Origin of the sequence: Anabaena sp. FACHB-83, from assembly GCF_014697485.1 — a bacterium.
GTDB lineage: Bacteria > Cyanobacteriota > Cyanobacteriia > Cyanobacteriales > Nostocaceae > Nostoc_B.
Genome location: NZ_JACJRY010000008.1, coordinates 195792 through 219016, shown reverse-complemented (window position 1 = coordinate 219016; position 23225 = coordinate 195792). Strand labels below are relative to the sequence as shown.

Below are 23225 nucleotides of genomic sequence, written 5' to 3'. Positions count from 1 at the left end.
ACTTCATACTTTAACGATGACCTTGCCATCGTTGAATGGGGATGCAGTCAATCTCCAATTGATCTAAAGTCCTGGCAACAACGAAATCTACCAAATCCTCGATAGTTTGCGGGTTGTGATACCAAGCAGGTATAGCTGGGACAATTCTCACCCCCGTTTCTGCCAAGGTTGTTAAGTTACGCAGATGAATCAGGCTAAAAGGAGTTTCACGGGGAACGATAACTAGTTTGCGTCCTTCTTTGATTTGGACATCGGCAGCTCGTTCCAGTAGGTCGGAACTCAAGCCACCAGCAAGCTTGGCAACTGTACTCATACTACAAGGGATGATGATCATCCCCAAAGTGCGAAAGGAGCCACTGGCGATATTGGCTCCCACATCACTCCAAGGATGACAGCGTAGTTTGCCTGCAACGGCTACTCCTGCTTGTTCGCGCCAGAATTGCTCTTGTTGAGTTGGTTCGGCTGGCATTTTAATTTCCTGTTCTGCTTGCCAAACCATGTAACTTGATTTAGAGGCAACTAATTCAATTTCATAGTCAGCAGCAAGCAAATACTTGAGAGCGCGAACGGCATAAATTAGCCCAGATGCTCCTGATACGCCAATGATTAAAGGCTTGGTGTGATGTGACACGCGGTTTTCTTAACAAAACTTATTCATCATCAGCATAAGCTTCTAAATCGCTAGGTTCAAGGTCACGAGATAGATAAATATCATCTCGGTCATCGTTAAGACTAGAATTACCTAGTCCTTTAGGTAGACCATCACTGCCAACGGTGACTAAATCAATTTGTTGGCGGTAGTAATCGACACTCTTCACCTGGACAGATACACGATCGCCTAATCTGTAAGAAGCACGATTTTTTCGACCAAACAAGGCTTGTTGTCTGGCGCGATATTCATACCAGTCATCTTTTAATGAACTAACGTGGACTAATCCTTCTACCCGTAATGGCGCACTGGGATGTTTTTGTTTGGGCGAGTCTGTTGTTGGGACTTCAATTTCCACAAAGAACCCGTAGGACTGCACACCAGTAATTACGCCTTGGAATACTTGCCCGATGCGTTGTTTCATCAGTTGGGCTTTTTGCAACCCTGCCAAGTCAGCTTCGGCTTCTTGGACTTCTTTTTCGCGGTCGTTGAGTTGAATGATGACTCTGGTTAAATCGCTTTGCAGTTCTTGTTGCAATTCGGGCGGTAAGACGTTCCAACTTACTTCGATGTGGGATGATGAATGACGCAGGTTAACGCGGTCTTTAACGCGGGTAGTGCGGCGATCGCGTCCATGTTCAATCAGTCGGTAGTAAACTCGTTGCAAGAGCAAATCGGGATAGCGGCGTAAGGGCGAAGTACAGTGGGTATATTGCGCTAGTGCCAAGCCAAAATGACTGCCTTTGGTGGTGCTGTAGGCGGCTGGCTTGAGGGTGTCTTGCAACAAATAAGTTAACACCTGTTCGGAAGGCGATTCGGCAAAGGCTCGCGTTAATAACTGATAATCTAAGGGTTGGATATCCGTTTCGGGGTCTAATGTCAGTTCCACACCCAAATTAATTGCCAGTTTGAGCATTTCTTGGACATCTTCGGGATCAGGTGCGCCTTGGACTCGCCAAATGGCGGGAATACCTAATGCACTGAGATGTTCTGCCATGAGTTGATTGACTAACAGGGTAAACTCTGTGAGGAGCGATCGCACAGTTAAATTATTCACTACAACCGCACCTAACATTCCTTCATCAAAGTAAGGATTTTGATTGGGTGGCAAGTTTAATTGCAAGCTACCACGGGCTAGACGTGCTTGTTTGACGACTTGGTGTAAACCTTCCAGGTTTTGCAATAACTGAATAACTTCCTCAGACTCCTTAGCAGGTTGACCACTGAGAACTGCTTCCGCCTTGTCTTTATTAATGGCGGTATCAACATTAATCACACTCGGCTGAATTTCCCATTCTTCCACTTCCCCGGATGTTGGGTCGATGGTAATTAAGAATGAGAGTGTCAGGCGATCGCTTCCCGCCACCAAAGAACAGCGATCGGCTACCGTGTCTGGTAACATAGGCAAGACTAAATCACCCAAATACACAGAACGTCCGCGCTTCAAGGCTTCTCTGTCTAAAATTTCATCGGGTTGAATGAAGTGAGAAACATCGGCAATGTGAAAGCCTAAACGCCAACCTTTGTTGGTTTTTTCCAAACTCAAAGCATTTTCTACTAACTTGGCATCAGTATTGATCCCCGTAATTGCCAAGGTAAATAAACTGCGTAAATCTAATCTGGTTTTGATGTCCGCTTTCAGGATGCGTTTGGGTAACTTCGCAGCTGCTTCTTGTACCGCTTCGGAAAAATTGCGGGATAAATCATGTTTACAAGTCACCAAATCAATATCGGCGGCGGCTTCCGCATCGCTACCCAAAATTTGCACGACCCTTCCCAGGGGGGGATATTGTGCTAAAGGATAACGCAGTACTTCCACATGGGCGAGATGGTCGATGGCTTCGGCAAAAGTCATCCCATTTGTTTGCAACTTGAGTTCAAACAACAGGCGATCATCTAAAGGTACAGCGCGAAAACCACTTTCTACTTGTTTAATCCGGGCTAGTAAAGTGTGATTAGAACGTTCTAAAATTAACTTAACTTCGCCTTCGGGAGAGCGCCGCCGACTGCCTTCTTTGAGAACTCTTACCAAAACGCGATCGCCATTCCACGCATTACTTAAATGACTTTCGCGGATGTAGATATCTTCAGCGCCTTCTACATCTTGAATCGCAAAACAAAAGCCTTTACTAGAACAGCGAAGCTTGGCTTCAATCACCCCTTCTTCAAAGACGCGGCGATATTTGCCCCGTTCTTTGACTAAAATTCCGATTTTTTCGAGAATATCTAAGGCAATATGCAGCTTTTCTAAACTATCCTCATCTTCGCAGCCAAGTTTCTTTTCTAAAACTTTCCGAGCTACCAATTTATCATCGGTGAAATTGGCAAGGAGTGTAGCGATTGAAAATTCCATGCAGTGAACCGACCTTTGGTCAAAACATCATGTTGGTTTAACAATGAAGAATCCAGGAGACAGGAGTCAGAATTCAGAATTTACCTTTTGGCGACTGGTGGATGAATCAGGGGTTTAAGTCTCACACTCAATTTATGATTTGGTGGTTCTAACTCTTGGCGCTGCTTCATCACACTTTCTTGTTCTGACTCCTGAATTCTGACTTCTGAATTCTTCTTGAATCTGGTTCTGTTCTGTATACCCTCACGGCCTACAGATACTAACTAACTGGAAACGAGTTGCCTTGAGGCTTGGTTCTGTGAAGTTCCCCTACCTGGAGATTAACTTACTCCCCAAATTTGAGAACTTCTCACTGCATGACCATTTCAGAGTTAATTGACGTTTTCTGCTCCTTCACTGAACCAAACTGATAAAGTACGCCTGATGAGGGGGTTTTACCTGCTAATTAATTACGCAAAGGGTTTTTGAGAGGTTGGCTTAAGGTTCATCTCCACAGTACCCAAAAGCGATCAATTCGGAAAAACCACAGGTGTTTGATTGTCTAGCTTGAAGGTGCTTTTACGCCATCCGACTCTGATGTTTAACTAGGAGAAACTGCCGATTAACCCAATATTCCCACATGTAGAATCGGTAACAATTAGGTCAGCAGTCAGACAAGCAGTGAGGGCGAACCTTATCTCCATTATTGTAGATTTAGAGCGTACTTCTAGGAAATAATTCTAAATAGAGATTTAGGTAAATAGTATAGCACTGAAGGCGATATAACCTACATAAATAGAGCTAGTAGTTAATTATGCCTCAAAATAATTGTTACTGCTGCAATGACGACACCACAGACAAAGCATAAACATTACTCTGAACTTTAAGATACCAGAAAAATTAGCTGGAGGATGGGGCAGGGGTTGTAGGCGATCGCTTTCCAGGACAAATCAACTTTGCCAAAGCTGAGATTTCCGAAAACTTTTCTCTACCAACCCAGGAATTATAGACTTAAATTAAAATATTTCCATAGATTCACTGTGGACATATTATAGTTATCTTCCTTTCGCCATTGGGGTAAATATCGCAGTTGCCAGATGAATGAAGACAAGGAATAATTGTCAAACGTCCTTGTTTCCCCCTCTCTGTTCCCTGCTATAGATAAAACCCGAATTTCTCACGTATAGGTAGGGGGTGTGGGGAGTGTGGGGAGTGTGGGGAGAGAGGGGGGAAAGATTTCTTCACCATCCTCCTACCCCTCCCACACCCCTGGATTTCTCACAAGAGAGAAATCCAAGAAAATTAACCCCGTGATTTAGCAGACATTAGATTTTGGTGACAGTATTATGTTGGCTCAATTTCAGAGCTTGTATCCCAACGGTAGTTTAACTTCCGAATTAGTAGACATTTTTCAAGGCAAATATATTGTTAGAGCCAGTGTGCAGATTGACGGTGTAATCCGTGCTACTGGTTTAGCCGCCGCCGAAACCGTAGAAGCCGCAGAAGACCAAGCCCGCAACCGGGCGCTGATGGTATTAGGGGTAAAAAATAAACCACAAACTCAGGCAGAATCATTACCTCAAGTGACAAATTCTGTAGCTCCTATGCCTGTGATTCAGACAACAGTAGAATCAACTTATGCAGCTACCCCCGATAAGAATTTGGAATTAGTGACTAGTAAACCGGAAATATCTCCAGTCGCTGCTAGTAGTAAAACTATCACACCCGATTTATTTACTGCGGAAGCATTAAGCATTGATACTCATACCCCAGATTTAACGCCTAGCTTACCTTTAACTCCCAATCGAGAGCCAGCGTTTGTTCCCTCTGTCGATAATTTAGAAATTGAAGTTCCGCATCAGCCAGAAACACCTGCTTTTTCGGGAATGACTGCAAGTAATGTCACTCCATTTACACCCCGCAATTATAGTTCTTCTGAAACTGCAACTACTTCCACAACCACCAGTAAAAGAAAAAAGAAAGCAGAAGCAGTCGATTTGTCTGATGTGATTGCAAAAACCGATGTGGAGTTGCAACGTTTAGGCTGGACACCAGAACAGGGAAGAGAACATCTGATTAAAACCTACGGTAAACGGGGACGTACTTTGCTGACGGAAGAAGAACTGCACAGCTTTTTACAATATCTCCAATCTCAACCTGATCCCATCGCGGGGTTTTGATCAGTTATTAGTCATTTGTCCTTTGTCCTTAGCAGGATTTACACACCAAGATGGTCTATGAATATTGGGTGTAAGGGTGTAAGGGTTTTAGATACATACACTTCTATACCTATGTACCCCTACACCCTCGCCCAAACCCTTGATTTTTCGTTTTTATGCGTAAGTCTTAATTAGTCAGGACAAATGGCTGATACTGTTGAGATTTGAGTATTCAGAACCGAACCACAGAGGTACAGGGTTCATTCAGAAATGAGAGTTTGAGAAGTGTTTTGCATACTTCCTCACTAATGTTTCTCTGTTTCTATCTCGCTCTTTTTGATGCCGTTGATGAACATTGGCACAAACTTTTCCATAAATTCTTGTGGGTTACGCTGCCAAGCTTTTTGTGCTGCTTGAATTCTGGTAAATTGCAATTCAGGGGCGAGTAAAGCTTGGGGTAAGCGTTCCATCAAGTATTGGGGACGTTCCCAGAGTGGCATCGTATTGGCTACTTCCACCAGTCTTGTTACACGTCGAAGTTCTGCACCCAGGGTAATATCCATCCCTGACTCATAAGCAGCTTGTTCTATTGCTGCATATTTACGCTTGGCTTGCTCGACTTTTTGCCGATGTTCTGGACTTTTATCAGCTATTTTGCCTAACCAACGGTTTCCCCAACGGACGTGTCCGGCTTCTTCTGGTAGAATTTTTTCGATGGTTTCGCGGATTTTGATGTTTTCTTCGGTCTGTGGTGCTTGCTTGAGGGCATAAATGTGAGCAGAGAAATACTCACAGCCGCGTTTTTCAGTCACGTTAATTGCTGCTAGGGGAGCAATAATACCATCTTCTAGCGTCCCTGCTTCATCATAAGAAGATTGGTCTATAAGCTTTTCAAATTCATCAATATAAGAAATTCCTGGGGGCGTACCGATATCGGCTCCCAGGTCTATTAATAAATCGGTTAACCACATAGCATGACGCGCTTCATCTGCAATGTGATGCGATAAATCCTTGATCAGTTCTCGTGGCTGTCCGTTGAGTTTTTCAATTACTTCTGTTAAGTCTTTGCAACTGCGCTGTTCGTTGTAACGGTAGCGATTTAGGGTTATCAGGTGTAATTCGCGATCGCCAACTACCCGCTTTAAGATATCTCTCGCACCTAGATTATCTTGAAATTTCCGTGGATAAGTAACTGTCATAGTATGAAGTTTTATTAACTGTCATTTTTGATGCTATCTCAGTTTTTCTTTACTTGCCGGAAACCGAAATGATTGATTTTTCTAAAGGTAATTTTTGGTACAAATATCAGAAAATCATGACTTTTGGGTTTTTCCCTCACGCAAAAATACTCATCACAGCCCCTTAAATATTAAGTTTTCTTTCTTTATCGGCTTAAAAACAAAAACGGTAGCTTAAGCTACAGAATTTTTGCTATATTAATAAATGAAAGAACTATCAGCTAAAAAATATAACTAAACCTTAAGGGGGACTGAAGTATGTCTATTCAAGAAAAATCTCGTGCATTGATGGTACGCCAACATCAACAAGTTAAAAACCGTCAACAATCAATGCTGATGCGTGCGGCACAAGAACTTGGTCTTCCTGAAGAAGTTTCCCATTATTGGAATCCCATTCAAGGCAAGGTAGACCAAACTGCACGCGCGATTTATGGCAGCAGCAACGCTTCGATGAGCTAGGTTGAAAGAGTTGTCAAGAGCGTTAAATCATAAAAAAAGCCACCTCTGGAGGTGGCTTTCAAAAGTTACTACTGAATACAATTAGCAGTCGTAGTAGAGATAAAACTCATAAGGATGAGGACGCAACTGCAACTGCTCAACTTCATTAGCTAGTTTGTAGTCAATCCAGTTTTGGATAAAGTCTTCTGTGAACACGCCTGTGTCGGTCAAGAAGGCGTGGTCATTCTCTAAGGCTGCTAATGCTTTATCTAGAGAACCTGGGGTAGAAGGAACTTTTGCCAACTCTTCTGGAGACAGTTCATAGATATTTTTATCTAGAGGCTCGCCGGGATCAATTTTGTTTTTGATACCATCCAAGCCAGCACAAAGCATAGCCGCAAATGCCAAGTAAGGGTTAGAAGTAGCGTCTGGACAACGGAACTCTAGGCGTTTTGCTTTGGGGTTAGTGCCAGAGAGAGGAATCCGCACAGAAGCAGAACGATTACCTTGGGAGTAAGCCAAGTTAACAGGTGCTTCGTAACCTGGTACGAGACGTTTGTAGGAGTTTGTGGTGGGGTTGGTGATACCCAATAGTGCTGGTGCGTGTTTGAGAATGCCACCAATGTAATGTAGTGCCATTTCACTTAAACCAGCATACTTATCGCCAGCAAATAGAGGCTTGCCATCTTTCCAAATGGACTGGTGACAGTGCATACCGGAACCGTTATCGCCAAAAATTGGTTTTGGCATGAAGGTAACGGTTTTGCCATATTTCTTAGCTACGTTTTTGATGACATATTTGTAAGTCATCAGCCAGTCAGCCGCTTCAATTAACTTACCAAAGCGGAAGCCGAGTTCGCACTGACCACCAGTTGCCACTTCGTGGTGTTGTTTTTCAATGGGGACACCACATTTTGCCATTGTCAGCAACATTTCTGTGCGAATGTCTTGGAAACTGTCGGTCGGCGAAACTGGGAAATAACCTTCTTTGAAGCGTGGTTTGTAACCCAAGTTGGGGCCTTCTTGTCTACCAGAGTTCCAACGACCTTCTACAGAGTCTACATAGTAGTAGCCGGAGTTGGCGGTTTGGTCAAAGCGGACATCATCAAAAATGAAGAATTCAGCTTCAGGGCCAAAGAAAGTGGTATCACCAATACCAGTAGAAACTAGATAATCAACAGCTTTTTGGGCAATAACCCGTGGACAACGGTTGTACCATTCCCCTGTACGGGGTTCCTTAATGCTACAAATTATGCTTAAGGTTGGCTCTGCCATGAATGGGTCGATCCAAGCTGTGTTGGGATCTAACACCATTGTCATGTCTGATTCTTCGATACCTTTCCAACCCCGAATGCTGGAACCGTCGAAAGGTACGCCATCAGTGAATGAACTTTCATCGATTTGGTTCTGGTACACGGTTAAGTGCTGCCATGTTCCTGGTGTATCGATGAATTTCAGATCAATCATCTGAATGTTTTGGTCTTGGATCAATTTCAAGACTTCTTGTGGGGTTGTCATTTTTACTCCTTCTCTGCCAATTTCCTATTGTAAAACCAGAATCTGCCAAAGCATTCTAACCCTACTGATCCACACCAAGTTGTGACACACCTGGATTATCGTAAAGATTTGAGATTACATAATTATGTAGTCTTTGTTACAGATTCCCTGGATTACAGGTTATATTAACCTTTCGCGCGGCATCTGTAAAAACAAGAAAGTTCATTTCATCGGGGGCAACTTTGGCATAGAATCCTTAAGTAGCGGATAGATTGTTTTTGTGCAGAACTTATTTTAAATAGCACAAAAATTTACTGGTGCGTAAGTGCAGCCAAATAAATATCAAACCATAGATAGTAAAGATTGGGAGAAAAGGAATGCGCGATGCAGTTACAACTTTAATTAAGAATTATGACGTAGCTGGCCGTTATTTTGACCGGAATGCGATCGACAGTCTGAAATCTTATTTTGAAAGTGGTACAGCACGGGTACAAGCGGCGGCTGCTATCAATTCAAATGCGGCTGCAATTGTCAAGCAGGCTGGTTCTAAATTATTTGAAGAATTACCAGAATTGATTCGTCCCGGTGGAAATGCCTATACAACTCGTCGTTATGCGGCTTGTTTACGCGATATGGACTATTACCTCCGCTACGCTACTTATGCGCTAGTTGCGGGTAACACCAATGTGTTGGATGAGCGTGTGTTACAAGGCTTGAGAGAAACTTACAATTCTTTAGGTGTACCTATTGGGCCGACAGTTCGTGGTGTACAAATCATGAAGGATCTCGTCAAAGAACAAGTAGCAGCAGCAGGCGTAGCTAATGCGGCTTTTGTTGAAGAGCCATTTGACCATATCACCCGCGAGTTAAGTGAACAGGATGTTTAAAAGCTGAAATAGGGACTAGGGACTAGAGGCTAGGAACTAGTTTTGTTTGAGGCTTGTCAAACTTATTGCTGTTATCTAAATTTTTGTAAAGCGATCGCATCTTGTATTTGAAAAGAGGCGATCGCTTTTTTACAAAAATTATACTTTGAGTAAGAGTTACAAGCCTTTGCCTACTCGATGTTTCATTATTTACCAATGTACTAACCAACTTGCCTACTGCTATGAGGAGTAAACTTCAACGAATGCCTGCCAGAGATATATATCATACCGCAGTCATCAAAGCACTGATCACAGATGGCTGGATAATAACCAACGATCCTCTTTACCTTGCTTATGGTGGTAGAGAGCTTTATATAGATATTGGAGCAGAAAAAGTTACTATTGCTGCTGAGAGAGATAATGAAAAAATAGCTGTTGAAATCAAAAGTTTTCTCAGTCTTTCTCCTGTGAGTGACTTGCAAGAAGCTGTGGGACAATATGAGGTTTACCGCACTGTGTTGCAAGAATTAGAACCAACACGCAAACTATATTTAGCAGTTCCTAAACGAGTTTACGAAGGTATATTGTCTGAACGCTTTGGTCAGCTAATTATCACTAACATAGGAATAAATGTAATTGTCTTTGATGAGCAACTAGAGAGAATTATTCAATGGATAAACTAACTCGCTATCGGGAAATTATTCGTCAATTAATATTTGAATATGCTGGTCACAAACCTGCTAATGGTCAAATAGATACAGAAGCAGTGATTGACTCAGAGCGAGACCATTACGAAGTTGTACACGTTGGTTGGGATGGGGTGCGGCGTGTGCATGGTTCGATAGTGCATATAGATATCATTAATAATAAAGTGTGGATTCAATACGATGGCACATCTGAGCCAGTGGCAGAAGCATTGTTAGCAGCAGGTATTCCGCACGAAGATATTGTTTTGGGTTTCCATCCCGAAGAACTGCGCCAATATACAGATTTTGCCATATCTTGATTGTTTGGATGTAACTAATTTGACTGAAAATGATATTTGGTTTATGCAGAAATTTGAGTAATAAAGATAAATTAAATATAAAAATTTGCTTTAGCACTTACTACGCAAAATACACTGTATAAAGTGACAAGTTGTATTTTTTTAACAAAGATTGAAGATTTTATTCATTCATCAATTGATGGGCGGCAAGAAACCTCTCTATTATCAAAAGTCGGTTATCTAATTATTTTTATATCTATAGCAATCCTAAATCATTTATGAAATTATCTTTCTTCTCTTTATTCTCCTTCTTTGTGTCCTTTGCGTCCTACCCTGCGGGAAGCCGCTAACGCGTCTATGCGGTTCGTTAAAAAGAATATTTTTTCACAACTCAGATAGGGTTGCTATATTAGCTTATACCAATTTTTTATGAAGCTGCATAGAATCAGATCCCCTTGAGCATCCCCTTCAAAAGGGGGATTTAGGGGGATCGAAATATGTGCAACTTCACATTAAATTGGTATTAATTATTTTATTTAGGAAACTATCAATACGATGTTTATTATTGATGACATTATTAGTGAATTGGTTGCTCAGGGTGTTCAGCGTGTTCAAGATAAAGCTATTCGTAACGAAACAGTATTAAAAATACTGCAAAAATTTGGGTTGCAACCAGATACACCACCGAATGATTGTGAGGGTGTTTATGCTTATACTTTAATTGAATATGGTGTAGGTAAACCAGAAGTTATTTTAAAACTGTTTCGTGAAGCAAAAATTAAGGAAGAATTTATCCAAGCATTTAGCCAAAATCCAAATGCTAATTTTCTGCAAACTTTGGATGAATATGTTGCAGGTTACGCAATTGGCGACGAAATCATACAGCAGAATATTGATTATCAGCGAGAAGTGGCTGAATTTGCACGATTATTTTTGGAAATTGCTAAACGCCCCAGAACAGCAACGGAAATTTTACAAGACTATAGATTTGATAATTTACAAACTAGCTTAGAAAGGCTGCGCGAAGATATTCATAATCAGCCTAGTTTAGCTATAATTCAAGCACAAATTAACCAATTAATCCAAAGTAATCAGCAATTATTACCACCGTCTTCAGCAGTGAGAGAGACGGATTTGGCTAAAAGGTTACGTGAATGGTTTGATGCGCTCGGTTATAAATTTGAAACAAATGAAGTTTTAGAAAGTGAATACTTTGAATGGATTATTAATATCCCGAAACGCCGGGGGTATGACCGGATTTTTATTCGCGGTGTGGAGAGAGAAGCAAGTATTCATGATGTGAATGCTGTTAAACAAGGAAGAGAAAAATATAAAACTGATGAAGGTTGGGTAGTTGCACCCCGGAGAGTTAGCAAGTTAGCCAGACAGGAAGTAGCACAAGCTAATGATTCAGGAGTTTATTGTTATACATTAGATGAATTAATCGAAGCTGATGCTGATTTTAGTGGCTATTTTGAATGGTTAGCAAACCAGGTGACAGAAAAGGGAATAGATAAATATTATGTGCCTTTGGCTTGTATTAAAGAAGAAGTTGATTTAGTTACTAAGCGGCGCATTGGGACTAGCCGATATGGTAAAGAAGACGGTTGGATTGACCGCTATGTTAATAATTGGTTAGCTGACCCAGTTAAGGAACATTTATCAATTTTAGGGGAATTTGGTACAGGTAAAACTTGGTTTGCTTTCCATTACGCTTGGGAGGCTTTAAAAAAATATCATCGTGCTAAAGAAGATGGTTCACCTTTACCGCGTATTCCTTTAGTGATTCCTTTGCGGGATTATGCGAAAGCGGTGACAATTGAATCTCTATTTTCGGAGTTCTTTTTTCGGAAACATCAGATTGGTTTAGCAAATTATGCGGCTTTTGAGCAGCTAAATCGGATGGGGAAATTATTATTAATTTTTGATGGCTTTGACGAAATGGCTGCAAGGGTAGATCGTCAAGCCATGATTAATAATTTTTGGGAATTGGCTAAGGTGGTTGTTCCTGGTGCAAAGGCGATTTTAACTTGTCGCACCGAACACTTCCCGGAAGCTTTGGAAGGACGCAGGTTATTAAATGCTGAGTTAAAAGCTTCTGTGGCAAATTTAACTGGAGAACCGCCACAATTTGAGGTTTTAGAATTAGAAAAATTAGACGATGAGCAAATTCGACAAGTTATCAGTTTTAAAACTCAACCAGAAACCGTTGACTATATTACTCAAAATCAACAATTGTTAGATTTGGCGCGTCGTCCGGTGATGATTGATTTAATTATTGAAGCTTTACCGGAGATTGAAGCAGGAAAGCCGATAGATATTTCCCGTGTTTATTTGTATGCAGTGCGTCACAAAATGGAACGTGATATTAAATCTGCACGTACTTTTACCTCAATGGCACAGAAGTTATATTTCTTGTGTGAATTATCTTGGGAAATGCTCTCTACGGAAAGGATGACTCTCAATTATAAGGAGTTTCCTGACCGGATTCGCCGTTGTTTTAGTCAGGAAGTACAGGAACAAAAAGATTTAGACCATTGGCATTATGACATGATGGGTCAAACTATGTTGATTCGTAATGCTGATGGTGATTATTATCCTGCTCATCGGTCTTTGTTAGAGTTTTTTGTGGCTTATAAATTTGCGCGAGAATTGGGGATTTTAGCTGATGATTTGCGGGAAATTGTCAATGATATGCCCTATGACAAAGGAATTAGTGATGTAGATTTAGTTCAAACTTTTGGCAAAAATTTGTTAGCAAAAGCGGTGTTAGATTTAATGGGGCCGATGTTGTCAGCATCAGCTAATCAACGCTTGTTAGAGGTAGTCAAAGCAACTAAAAGTAAAACTGAAACAGAAGTCGGTTACTGTGGTAGTAATGCAGTGCAGTTACTTACCAAAGGTAATTCTTTGGCTTTAGAAAAACAGGATTTGAGTCAGACAGTAATTCCTGGTATAGATTTTAGTCGGGTGAGTTTGTATCGTGTTGACTTGACTGGAGCAGATTTACAGGAATCAGTCTTTGCTAGGGTGTTAACTAATGTTTTTACAGTTGCTTTTAGTCCTGATGGGAAAGTGTTGGCAACCGGAGAATCAGATGGTAGGGTGAGGCTATGGAATGCTAACACAGGAAAAGAGTTGTCAATTTTCACAGGTCATAACAATTGGGTTAACTCAGTTGCTTGGAGTGGAGATGGTCTGACCTTAGCTAGTGGTAGTAGTGATACAACAGTAAAGTTGTGGGATGTGCAGTCTGGTCAGTGTCGCCTGACTCTGGCTGGTCATAAAGATTCGGTTTCCTCAGTCGCTTGGAGTGGAGATGGTCTAACCTTAGCTAGTGGCAGTAGTGATACAACAGTAAAGTTGTGGGATGTGCAGTCTGGTCAGTGTCGCCTGACTCTAGCTGGTCATAAAGATTCGGTTGCCTCAGTCGCCTGGAGTGGAGATGGTCTAACCTTAGCTAGTGGCAGTAGTGATACAACAGTAAAGTTATGGGATGTGCAGTCTGGTCAGTGTCGCCTGACTCTAGCTGGTCATAACAATTCGGTTTCCTCAGTCGCCTGGAGTGGAGATGATCTAACCTTAGCTAGTGGCAGTAGTGATACAACAGTAAATTTGTGGGATGTGCAGTCTGGTCAGTGTCGCCTGACTCTAGCTGGTCATAACAATTCGGTTAACTCAGTCGCCTGGAGTGGAGATGATCTAACCTTAGCTAGTGGTAGTGATGATAAAACAGTAAAGTTGTGGGATGTGCAGTCTGGTCAGTGTCGCCTGACTCTAGCCACCGATTATGGTGGTTTGATTAACTCAGTAGCCTGGAGTAGAGATGGTCTAACTTTGGCTAGTGGCAGTAAAGATAAGGCCGTTAAACTGTGGGATGTGCAGTCTGGAGATTGTCGTCTGATTCTAGCTGGTCATAGCGATTGGGTTAACTCAATTGCTTGGAGTAGAGATGGCCTAACCCTGGCTAGTGGCAGCGATGATAAAACAGTAAAGTTGTGGGATGTGCGGTCTGGTCAGTGTCGCCTGATTCTAGCCGGTCATCGCAGTTGGGTTTACTCAGTCAGTTGGAGTAAGGATGGTCTGATCCTGGCTAGTGGTAGTTTTGATAAAACAGTGAAATTGTGGAATGTGCGGTCTGGGCAATGCTGGCTGACTCTAGCTGGTCATTTTGGTGCAGTTATCTCAGTAGCTTGGAGTAGAGATGGTCTGATCTTGGCTAGTAGCAGTCTAGATCGGACAGTGAAATTGTGGGATGTGCAGTCTGGTGAGTGTCGCCTGACTTTAATCGGTCACACTGGTTCGATTAACTCAGTAGCTTGGAGTAGGGACGGTTTGACCATAGCTAGTGGTAGTAAAGACCGGACAGTGAAACTATGGGATGTGCAGTCTGGTGAGTGTCGCCTGACTCTGGCTGGTCATAGTGATTGTGTTAACTCAGTCAGTTGGAGTGGAGATGGTCTGACCTTGGCTAGTGGCAGTGATGATGGAACAGTAAAAGTGTGGGATGTACAGTCTGGTGAGTGTCGCGTGACTCTAGCCGGTCATCGCAGTTGGGTTTACTCAGTAGCTTGGAGTGGGGATGGTCTAACCTTAGCTAGTGGCAGTAGAGATCAGACAGTGAAACTATGGGATGTGCAGTCTGGGGAGTGCCGCCTGACTCTAACCGGTCATAGCGGTTCTATTATGTCAGTAGCCTGGAATGGGGATAGTCTAACTCTGGCTAGTGGGAGTGGTGATGAGACAGTGAAACTGTGGGATGTGCAGTCTGGGGAGTGTATTGCTACTTTCAACCATCAGTTATATGCAGGGTTGAAGATTAAGGATGTACAGGGGTTAACTCAGGCGGAGATATTAAGTTTGAAGGCACTGGGGGCGGTGGAGGATTAGAGAGGAATTTATTGCACGCAGAGACGCGGAGGCGCAGAAAGTAAGAGAGTGTTAATTTTCTTGATTTGAGGTGAGTCTGGCTACACAGATTTGGTTGGTCGCATTTTGTCTTCCAGGATATCAAGCTAGTACAGGTCGGCGTAAATAAACAGACCATAAGAAATTGCTAAAAGGCTTGTGTTACAGTCATTATTTCTTTTTACTTTTGCCTTTTTACTTTTGCCTTATTGTACTAGGCATAGTCAAGAGCAATTAGCTGTAAGCTGTTGTAGTGCGTATTTCACTATCTAATATGGCGACGATTAACGACAACTACCTGAAGCTGAAGGCTGGCTATCTGTTCCCGGAAATTGCGCGGCGGGTAAATGCTTTTGCGGAAGCTAACCCTGATGCTAAAGTTATTCGTTTGGGAATTGGCGATGTTACCGAACCTTTACCAGAAGCGTGCCGCACAGCGATGATTAAAGCTGTGGAAGAAATGGGCGATCGCGCAACTTTTAAAGGCTACGGGCCAGAACAAGGTTATGCTTGGTTAAGGGAAAAAATTGCGGCTCAGGACTTTCAAGCACGCGGCGCAGACATCGATGCGTCAGAAATCTTTATTTCTGATGGTTCCAAGTGCGACACTGGTAATATTCTCGATATCTTTGGTAACAACAACGTCATTGCTGTGACTGACCCTGTGTATCCTGTATATGTAGACACCAATGTAATGGCAGGTCATACAGGTGTAGCCAATGATAAAGGTGAGTTTGCAGGCTTAGTATATCTGCCAGTGACAGCAGAAAATAACTTCACGGCGGAAATTCCGCAGGAAAAAGTTGATTTAATTTACCTTTGTTTCCCCAATAACCCCACTGGTGCAACTGCAACCAAAGAACATCTCAAAGCTTGGGTAGACTACGCCAAAGCCAACGGTTCAATTATTTTCTTTGATGCAGCTTACGAAGCTTATATTACAGATCCGAGCTTACCTCATTCTATTTACGAAATTGCAGGTGCGCGAGATTGTGCGATCGAATTTCGTTCTTTTTCTAAAAATGCGGGCTTTACCGGAACCCGTTGTGCTTTAACTGTCGTTCCCAAAACCTTAACAGCTAAAGCCGCAGATGGTTCCGAGGTGGAACTGTGGAAACTGTGGAACCGTCGCCAGTCCACCAAGTTCAATGGCGTGTCTTATATTGTGCAACGGGGTGCGGAAGCAGTTTATTTTGCAGATGGACAAGCACAAACAAAGGCTTTGGTGAGTTTCTATTTAGAAAATGCCAAAATTATTCGAGAAAAACTCACCGCCGCCGGACTCGCAGTTTATGGCGGTGTCAACGCGCCTTACGTTTGGGTGAAAACTCCCAATGGACTATCGAGTTGGGATTTCTTTGATAAATTGCTGCATACTTGCAATGTAGTTGGTACACCTGGTTCTGGCTTTGGTGCTGCGGGTGAAGGCTACTTCCGCATTTCCGCATTCAACAGCCGGGAAAATGTCGAAGAAGCGATGAAGCGAATTACTGAAAAGTTTAAGGTGTAGAAATTTGTGGTGGGCAATGCCCACCTGATTAAAATAGTTAACTATAGGACTCATATTTGATTTGGGAAAAAAATCAGTACATTCAGATCAGGCTTCTTTCATACTCCCGACTCCCCATTCTCTATTCCCTACCTACACAAATAAATTCAGAAATCAAACCGGATTCCTATATCATCTAATAAATTTATTTAGCTCTTCAACTAGATAATGTACTGTTGTTGAAGGATTATCACTTTCTGGATTGGGAGGATCATATTGTTTGAGAAGATTCTTCGCGTGTTTAATAGCAGTAGCTTGCCGAATTTCTATCTCCTCATAAATTGTTGAACTATTTTTTTGATATTTCTTTTGCAGAAACTTATCTAATTTAGCACTGTAATCTTTACGAGGAAGTCCAGTGTTGAGAAATTCAAAGTGTAAGACATACCAGAGTTCAAAAGCTTCATTAGAGTAAGCAACTTTAAATCCTTCTCTTTCGGCATTTGCAATTGCATTGTTAAAATCTTGTTTAGGCCAATCATCTCGGTCAAATACACACCAAACTTGATCGTAATCTCCTTGCGCTTTTAATTCCTTGGCTTTTTCTACTAGTTTGCTAGGATTAGCGCCTAATCCTCTAACATCTATCACATCTTTGGGAACACGAAAGCTTTTGAAGTAATTCGGTTCTGTTTTATCGCCTTCACAAATGATTAAAAATCTTTCATTTAACTCTCTTGTTGCAACTTTTCTGTCGGCGTAGCCACGATATGAGGTTGTTTTTGAGTCTTTTCTAGGCATGAGACTCACCAAAAATTTGACTCAAATCACCAATAAATGGAATTGCGCCATATCTGCCTTTAATGTAGTCACTTTCAAATGAAGCATCATTGCGGATTTTATATTCTACTAATGAATATAAATCTGTTGCACCATATTTGTTCTTTTCAGTAAACCAAATCTGATCTCTACGGAAGAGTTTATTGGTGAGTAAATTAGTATCATGTGTCATAAATATTAATTGTGCATTATGATAGTTTGTTTCATTAGAGTTAAATAATGTAACAATTGCTTTGCTAATTAAAGGATGTAGTCTAGCATCAAACTCGTCAAATATTAAAGTTTTACCATCTTTAAGAGTATCTACTAAATGGCCAGCAATCGCTACAATTTTTTTAGTTCCTTCCGATTCCTGATGATTTAAATCAAATAATTCTGCGGACACATAATTACCTTGTTTATCAAATTTTGTATGCAATGTTTTAATAATTAAATCTAACTTAGGAATATCTTGAACAGGAAAATTTTCTCTAGAGAAAGCTTGTCTTAACTCTTTGTTTTTTTCTTCTACTATTATTTCCTGAATACCTAAATCTAATTTTTTTATTAATCTAAAAACTTCTGTTTCATCATTGTCTATCATTTCTGACAAACGACTTAATGTGTAATTTAAATACAGTTTATCGTTTAATCCCGATATAATTTGTAATTCTCTAGTAAGCCAATATAGTATTTTTTCAGCAATTTTGACATTAAATTGAGCAGCTACTGATAAAAAAAGTGCATTGCGTCTAGTTTTTGGATGAATACCCTCACCTTTAAAGGTTTTAGATAAATTGATTTTATCAGTATTCCCATTATTCACTCTTTCAAACAGCCGAGTTTCTCTTTTATTAGGAACGTAAAATAGCCACTCAGAAACAACTCTTTCTTGATTAGCTTCAAATCCATATCTATACTTTTTGTTATTTAATAAAAAGACAATTTCAAATAAAGATGGTTGTGTTTCGGTTTCTGTGCTTAATCTAAAAGGCTCAACTCTAATTTTTTCTGTGCTTTGTGTTTCCTTAGAAGAGTTAATCATAAACCACTTCATAAAGTTCATGGCTTTTGCTAGATTACTCTTTCCACTAGCATTAGCACCATAAATTGCCGCACTTTTAAGTAATTTCAACTCGTCATCAACTGCAAAAATATTGTTATCATCAAGTTGCTTATCTTTGGCAACAATGTTAGCCGCAACCATGCTAAAGGTAACTTTATCCTTAAAAGAACGGTAATTACCAACACTAAACTCTATGAGCATAGTAACCTCTGCATACTAAACTATATATTTGTGAAAATTTCACAAATATATAATATAAGCATAGCGGCTATTGATTGATATTAACTCAGGACTTACGCAGCAAGATTGTTTGTGGAGATGGGGTTTAGAGGCGAAAGGGTATCAGGGGTGGGGCTTTGGAGACATACACCCCTACGGAGAAATCAAAATTCAAAGTTCAAAAGTAAGAGAATTTTTGACTTTTGACTTGATTTCGCCTCTACACCCTCTCCTCAACCCTTGATTTTTCGTTTTTATGTGTAAGTCCTAATGTGAATGTAAGGGTTCCTGATTATCGGGAAATTTTGACAAACGCCTTATCACCTTTAATTTGAACTGGATAGGAGTGTAAAGGGACATCAGCAGTTAAACATTTCCCTGTATCTAGTTGATATTGAAACCCGTGAGTAGGACAGGTGATGATGCCATTTTCTACCTTTCCGCCGTCCAGTGGTGATGCGAGATGAGAACAAGCGTTGCGGTAACAGGTAATGCGATCGCCTTGACGATATAAAATCAGTGAATGTCCGCCAACTTTGGTGACAAATATCCCCGCATCAGGAATTTGTTCTACTGTTGCTACCCTCACCCAAGCAGTTGTAATTGTGGGCGGAAAAGGAGTAGTTAAACCAGTATTGGTATTATCTACCGTAGAGCGATCGCCAACCGCAACCACTTGCGTAATTTCTGGACAATAATTTTTAATTGCCTGTTCGACTCCCTGAGATAAAGTCAAATTAGAAGCTGGACAACTGCTGCAAGTTCCGATTAACCTAACTTCTACTGTATCTGGTGGTTTAAAAGCAACTAATTCTATATCTCCATTGTGGCTTTTTAACCCTGGACGTACTTCATCAAGGGCGGCTTGAATGCGTTGTAATATTGGTGGTAACGGTGGTTTAACTAAGTCATGATATAGCAACACTGCATACACAACTTGATCATCAGCAGCATGGCGCAAAGCTGACACTGAATCTTGTTTCAGGCTTTTAATTAACCTTGTCAGTGCTTCTTTATGCAAAGCTTCAATTGCTCGTTTTAAACCGACAGCTACACACCTTTGACTTTCATCCCACTCAGATATAATTGCCTCAAAGCGGTTAATTTCTTCAATGAATTCTTCGAGGTTTGTCATCAATAAAAGTGTGAAGTGTGAAGTGTGAAGTATGAAGTGTGAAGTGTGAAATGTTGACTATTTCATTACTTCATTTTGAAATCTTTCAGTAAGAAAGGCATCAAAGCGCCTGTAATTAAACTAGATAGGGTTATAGGAATACACAAAGGAATTTCGGCTTGGGCTAGTGCTAATAGTGATAGCAAACCAACACTAATCCCAATGCCAGTTTGTTGCACAAAATACATAGGTTCGCGTAATAGCTTACCTCGGAAAAATAACTTAGCCGAAAACCAACCTAATTCAAACATTTTTCCTCCTAGTATTTATTTAACAAAGTTAATAAAGCAAAACCTAAAAGTATTGCTGGAACTGCACCAGCCGGAGCAAATAACGCCCCCAACATTGCCGAAAAAGAATAACCAATATCTTTACCTGCTAAAATCATCCCGCCAATTGCACCGCCAATCATCGAGATAACTGTTGCGATAATTAGCCACAAAAATCCAGTAACTATGTTGATGTCACTAGACACCATACTCGTGAGAAAATCACTCACACTAAAATTGCTCAATAACTCACTCATTTTTCTTCCTTCTCTGCGAGACGCTGCGCGAACGCGCTCTTTGTGTCCTTTGCGGTTCGTTAATAAATCGTCAGAATTCAGCACCCAGGAGTCAGAAGTCAGAAGTCAGAATTTATAATGACTGTTATATAACTAGGATATTCATTTACCAAATCTTCCCCTAATTCTTTAACCCTTCTTACTCCTGAATTCCTGACAATAAATCTAGCTGTAAGCCTAACTACTAGCCATAATTTCCACTTCTACATCTTTTAATGCCTGTACGACTAACTCAGCTTGTTCTAACTGTTGATGTTCGGTAAATATTGACCAAGCTTCTTGATAGTAATTACGTGCTTGTAAAAGATTGTTAGGATTACCTAATTCTGGCTTTTCAGGATTATCAGGTAAGTTGAATAAGGCATTAGCTTTGTTGGAAATTGTGTTAGCATATTCTAAAGGTGTATCCCTAGAATTACGCACTTTTAACGCCTCATTGTATGCTGCGATCGCCTTTAAATTATTTTCGACAGGATGAGAACTAACTAAATACTGCAAAGCGTTACCTAAATTATTTTGCAGCATGGCATATTCTCTGGGATGGTCAATCAAATTAATATGCTTGAGAGCAACTTCAAATGATTGGACTGCTAACCCCTGGCGTAAATATTCCCTTTCTGAAGCCATTGGCATCGACAGGTAAGCGATCGCAATATTGTTGTATAAAATCGCGTAATCTTGCGGGTAATCTTCCCAGGTAAACACCCGCAAAGCTTCATGATAAGCCTGAATACTATCACTAATTCGCGCTAAATTATACGGCGCTAAAGATTGCAACACCAAGCCATAATTCATCTGCGCCTCTGCAACTTCCTCCGGCGTGGCTAACTCTTGTAAAACTGGTAATGCTTCTTCATAACCAGCCTTGGCTTGTAGCAGCAATTCCGTATCCGTGTGGGGAATAATCTGCAAAGTTCCAGCCATTCCCACCTGCGCCTTAGCCTTCAGCAGTGGATACTCATTACCAGACATTTCATAAGCACGATAATACAATCCAACTGCATTTCGCAAATCCTGGGCAGTTTTCGGCTTCTTTTGAAACCCTTGTGCCATTTCGATGAGCATCTGGATTTTTTCTGCTGTCGTTGCTGACTCCGACGCGATCGCTGCTACAGCTGCTTTCACCGCCGAATCTGTAATGCTAGGTGTCATAATTACCCTACTCTAGCTATTAAGAAAATTACTCGATTCCCGCCATCAAAATACACAAAATTTTCCTCACTACCAAAGGCTATGAAAGTATGAAGTATGAAGTATGAAGTATGAATAAATACACCCATATATTTCGCTAGAGAGCAATTAATTATGGGTAACTTATTGATGTTGTGGTTTGTAGTGAGACATCAAAGCATAAATTTCAGACTTCAGACTTTACACTTCATACTTTATCCCCCAGTTTCCTTACTATAAAACACTCTATTTTCAAAAATCTAGAGGAGAATTAACAATATTATTATCAAAATTCCATACTCTCCTGATTAAAATTATTTTTTGTATCACTAGCAAACTAAATATATTATTTGATAGCCATAAATACCTATTTAAACCTTCAAAATATGAACTATTATTGCCTCTGCATCATATTTACATCATCCTGAAGATAATTAATTTTTCTTGAAAAAATAAAAATATAATAAAAAAATACCTTATGGTGAAGAATAAACATCAAAAACAGGTGAGACTCTACAACGCTGATCACCTGGATAAAAAATCAACCAACACATAGCCAATGACTAACGTACTCTGGCTGCAAGGTGGTGCCTGTTCGGGCAACACCATGTCGTTTCTAAATGCCGAAGAACCGACAGTATGCGACCTCATATCTGACTTTGGCATTAAAGTGCTTTGGCATCCTTCCTTGGGGTTGGAATTAGGCAATAACTTACAAACCCTGCTTTGGGACTGCATTTTAGGAAACATCCCTTTAGATATTTTGGTATTTGAAGGCAGTGTAGTAAATGCCCCTAACGGCACAGGTGAATGGAATCGCTTCGCCGATCGCCCCATGAAAGATTGGTTAATCGACCTAGCCAAAGCTGCCAGCTTCATAGTTGCTGTTGGAGATTGTGCTACTTGGGGCGGGATTCCCGCCATGTCTCCCAACCCCAGCGAATCCCAAGGCTTACAATTTCTCAAACGACAAGAAGGTGGCTTTTTAGGTAAAGACTTCCGCGCCAAATCTGGCTTACCTGTGATCAACATTCCAGGATGTCCCGCACACCCTGACTGGATAACGCAGATATTAGTGGCGATCGCTACCGGACGCATCGGCGATATTGCTTTGGATGAACTCAATCGCCCCCAAACCTTCTTCAACACCTTTACCCAAACAGGCTGTACCCGCAACGTCCACTTTGCCTACAAAGCCACAACCGCCGAATTTGGTCAACGTAAAGGCTGTCTGTTCTACGACTTAGGCTGTCGCGGCCCCATGACTCATTCATCCTGTAACCGCATCTTGTGGAACCGCGTCTCCTCCAAAACCCGCGCCGGAATGCCGTGTTTAGGTTGTACAGAACCAGAATTTCCCTTCTTTGACCTCAAACCCGGAACCGTATTTAAAACCCAAACCGTCATGGGAGTTCCCAAAGAACTACCACCAGGAGTCAACAAAAAAGACTACGCCCTCTTAACAATGGTCGCCAAAGATGCCGCACCACCTTGGGCAGAAGAAGACTTTTTCACAGTTTAGTCATTGGTCATTAGTCATTAGTAAAAAACGGTGTGACTGAATCAAGGTAGTTAAATCTACTACTCCCTATTCTCTCCGCGCCTCTGCGTCTCTGCGTGAGATAAATCCTCTCTAATAAACAACACCAAC

18 protein-coding genes are annotated in these 23225 nt (G+C 41.2%); 8 read left to right on the top strand and 10 right to left on the bottom strand.

Annotation, left to right across the window (positions count from 1 at the left end; genetic code table 11):
- Positions 1-10: 10 nt before the first annotated feature.
- Both H6G79_RS13000 and H6G79_RS12995 read right to left on the bottom strand, forming a co-directional pair.
- On the bottom strand, positions 11-631 hold the full coding sequence (locus H6G79_RS13000; protein WP_190590184.1) for a flavin prenyltransferase UbiX: 621 nt from the start codon (positions 629-631) through the stop codon (positions 11-13).
- A 19-nt stretch (positions 632-650) separates the two neighbouring features.
- Entirely contained in the window at positions 651-3002 is a 2352-nt protein-coding gene (locus tag H6G79_RS12995) for a ribonuclease R family protein (protein ID WP_190590185.1), read from the bottom strand.
- Between the two features lie 1325 nt (positions 3003-4327).
- On the opposite strand from H6G79_RS12995, the gene H6G79_RS12990 reads away from it, so the two are divergent.
- Positions 4328-5161, top strand: coding sequence for a hypothetical protein (locus tag H6G79_RS12990; RefSeq protein WP_190590186.1), 834 nt, complete (start codon positions 4328-4330; stop codon positions 5159-5161).
- A gap of 284 nt (positions 5162-5445) precedes the next feature.
- Here H6G79_RS12990 and H6G79_RS12985 read toward each other — a convergent pair whose 3' ends face one another.
- Positions 5446-6339, bottom strand: coding sequence for a ferritin-like domain-containing protein (locus H6G79_RS12985; protein ID WP_190590187.1), 894 nt, complete (start codon positions 6337-6339; stop codon positions 5446-5448).
- Positions 6340-6636: 297 nt separating this feature from the next.
- On the opposite strand from H6G79_RS12985, the gene H6G79_RS12980 reads away from it, so the two are divergent.
- Positions 6637-6837 carry a hypothetical protein gene (locus H6G79_RS12980; protein ID WP_190590188.1) on the top strand — a complete coding sequence of 67 codons (201 nt, stop codon included), beginning with the start codon at positions 6637-6639 and terminating at the stop codon, positions 6835-6837.
- 81 nt (positions 6838-6918) lie between these two features.
- Here H6G79_RS12980 and glnA read toward each other — a convergent pair whose 3' ends face one another.
- On the bottom strand, positions 6919-8334 hold the full coding sequence (glnA, locus tag H6G79_RS12975; protein WP_190590189.1) for a type I glutamate--ammonia ligase: 1416 nt from the start codon (positions 8332-8334) through the stop codon (positions 6919-6921).
- Between the two features lie 356 nt (positions 8335-8690).
- Between glnA and apcB the strand changes: the two genes are divergently transcribed.
- The 5 genes from apcB to H6G79_RS12950 all read left to right on the top strand — a co-directional run bounded on the left by apcB (position 8691) and on the right by H6G79_RS12950 (position 16582).
- Positions 8691-9200 carry an allophycocyanin subunit beta gene (gene apcB / locus H6G79_RS12970; RefSeq protein WP_190590190.1) on the top strand — a complete coding sequence of 170 codons (510 nt, stop codon included), beginning with the start codon at positions 8691-8693 and terminating at the stop codon, positions 9198-9200.
- Positions 9201-9421: 221 nt separating this feature from the next.
- Positions 9422-9862 (top strand): element excision factor XisH family protein, encoded by a 441-nt coding sequence (locus tag H6G79_RS12965; protein ID WP_242048309.1) that lies wholly within the window; start codon positions 9422-9424, stop codon positions 9860-9862.
- Positions 9850-10185 (top strand): XisI protein, encoded by a 336-nt coding sequence (locus H6G79_RS12960; RefSeq protein WP_190590191.1) that lies wholly within the window; start codon positions 9850-9852, stop codon positions 10183-10185. Before H6G79_RS12965 ends, H6G79_RS12960 begins: the two co-directional genes overlap by 13 nt.
- Before the next feature lie 534 nt (positions 10186-10719).
- Complete coding sequence (locus H6G79_RS12955) at positions 10720-15054, top strand: pentapeptide repeat-containing protein (RefSeq protein WP_190590192.1); 4335 nt, start codon at positions 10720-10722, stop codon at positions 15052-15054.
- A gap of 292 nt (positions 15055-15346) precedes the next feature.
- Positions 15347-16582: an LL-diaminopimelate aminotransferase gene (locus H6G79_RS12950; protein WP_190590193.1), complete on the top strand. Its 1236-nt coding sequence runs from the start codon at positions 15347-15349 to the stop codon at positions 16580-16582.
- 171 nt (positions 16583-16753) lie between these two features.
- On the opposite strand, the gene H6G79_RS12945 is transcribed toward H6G79_RS12950, so the two are convergent.
- The 6 genes from H6G79_RS12945 to H6G79_RS12920 all read right to left on the bottom strand — a co-directional run bounded on the left by H6G79_RS12945 (position 16754) and on the right by H6G79_RS12920 (position 21556).
- The gene (locus tag H6G79_RS12945; protein WP_190590194.1) at positions 16754-17362 is read right to left on the bottom strand and encodes an RloB family protein; all 609 of its coding nucleotides are present in this window, start codon (positions 17360-17362) and stop codon (positions 16754-16756) included.
- On the bottom strand, positions 17355-18647 hold the full coding sequence (locus H6G79_RS12940) for an ATP/GTP-binding protein (RefSeq protein ID WP_190590195.1): 1293 nt from the start codon (positions 18645-18647) through the stop codon (positions 17355-17357). The genes H6G79_RS12945 and H6G79_RS12940 overlap by 8 nt, the downstream gene beginning before the upstream one ends.
- A 310-nt stretch (positions 18648-18957) precedes the next feature.
- Positions 18958-19800 carry a NifU family protein gene (locus H6G79_RS12935; protein ID WP_190590196.1) on the bottom strand — a complete coding sequence of 281 codons (843 nt, stop codon included), beginning with the start codon at positions 19798-19800 and terminating at the stop codon, positions 18958-18960.
- A 65-nt stretch (positions 19801-19865) separates the two neighbouring features.
- Positions 19866-20090 carry a hypothetical protein gene (locus H6G79_RS12930; RefSeq protein WP_190590197.1) on the bottom strand — a complete coding sequence of 75 codons (225 nt, stop codon included), beginning with the start codon at positions 20088-20090 and terminating at the stop codon, positions 19866-19868.
- An 8-nt stretch (positions 20091-20098) separates the two neighbouring features.
- A complete protein-coding gene (locus H6G79_RS12925) occupies positions 20099-20365 on the bottom strand; it encodes a hypothetical protein (RefSeq protein WP_190590198.1) in 267 nt (88 codons plus the stop codon).
- A 216-nt stretch (positions 20366-20581) separates the two neighbouring features.
- Entirely contained in the window at positions 20582-21556 is a 975-nt protein-coding gene (locus H6G79_RS12920; protein ID WP_190590199.1) for a hypothetical protein, read from the bottom strand.
- 577 nt (positions 21557-22133) lie between these two features.
- Between H6G79_RS12920 and H6G79_RS12915 the strand changes: the two genes are divergently transcribed.
- Positions 22134-23096, top strand: a complete 963-nt coding sequence (locus tag H6G79_RS12915) for a hydrogenase small subunit (RefSeq protein ID WP_190590200.1) — start codon at positions 22134-22136, stop codon at positions 23094-23096.
- The last annotated feature ends 129 nt before the right edge of the window (positions 23097-23225 follow it).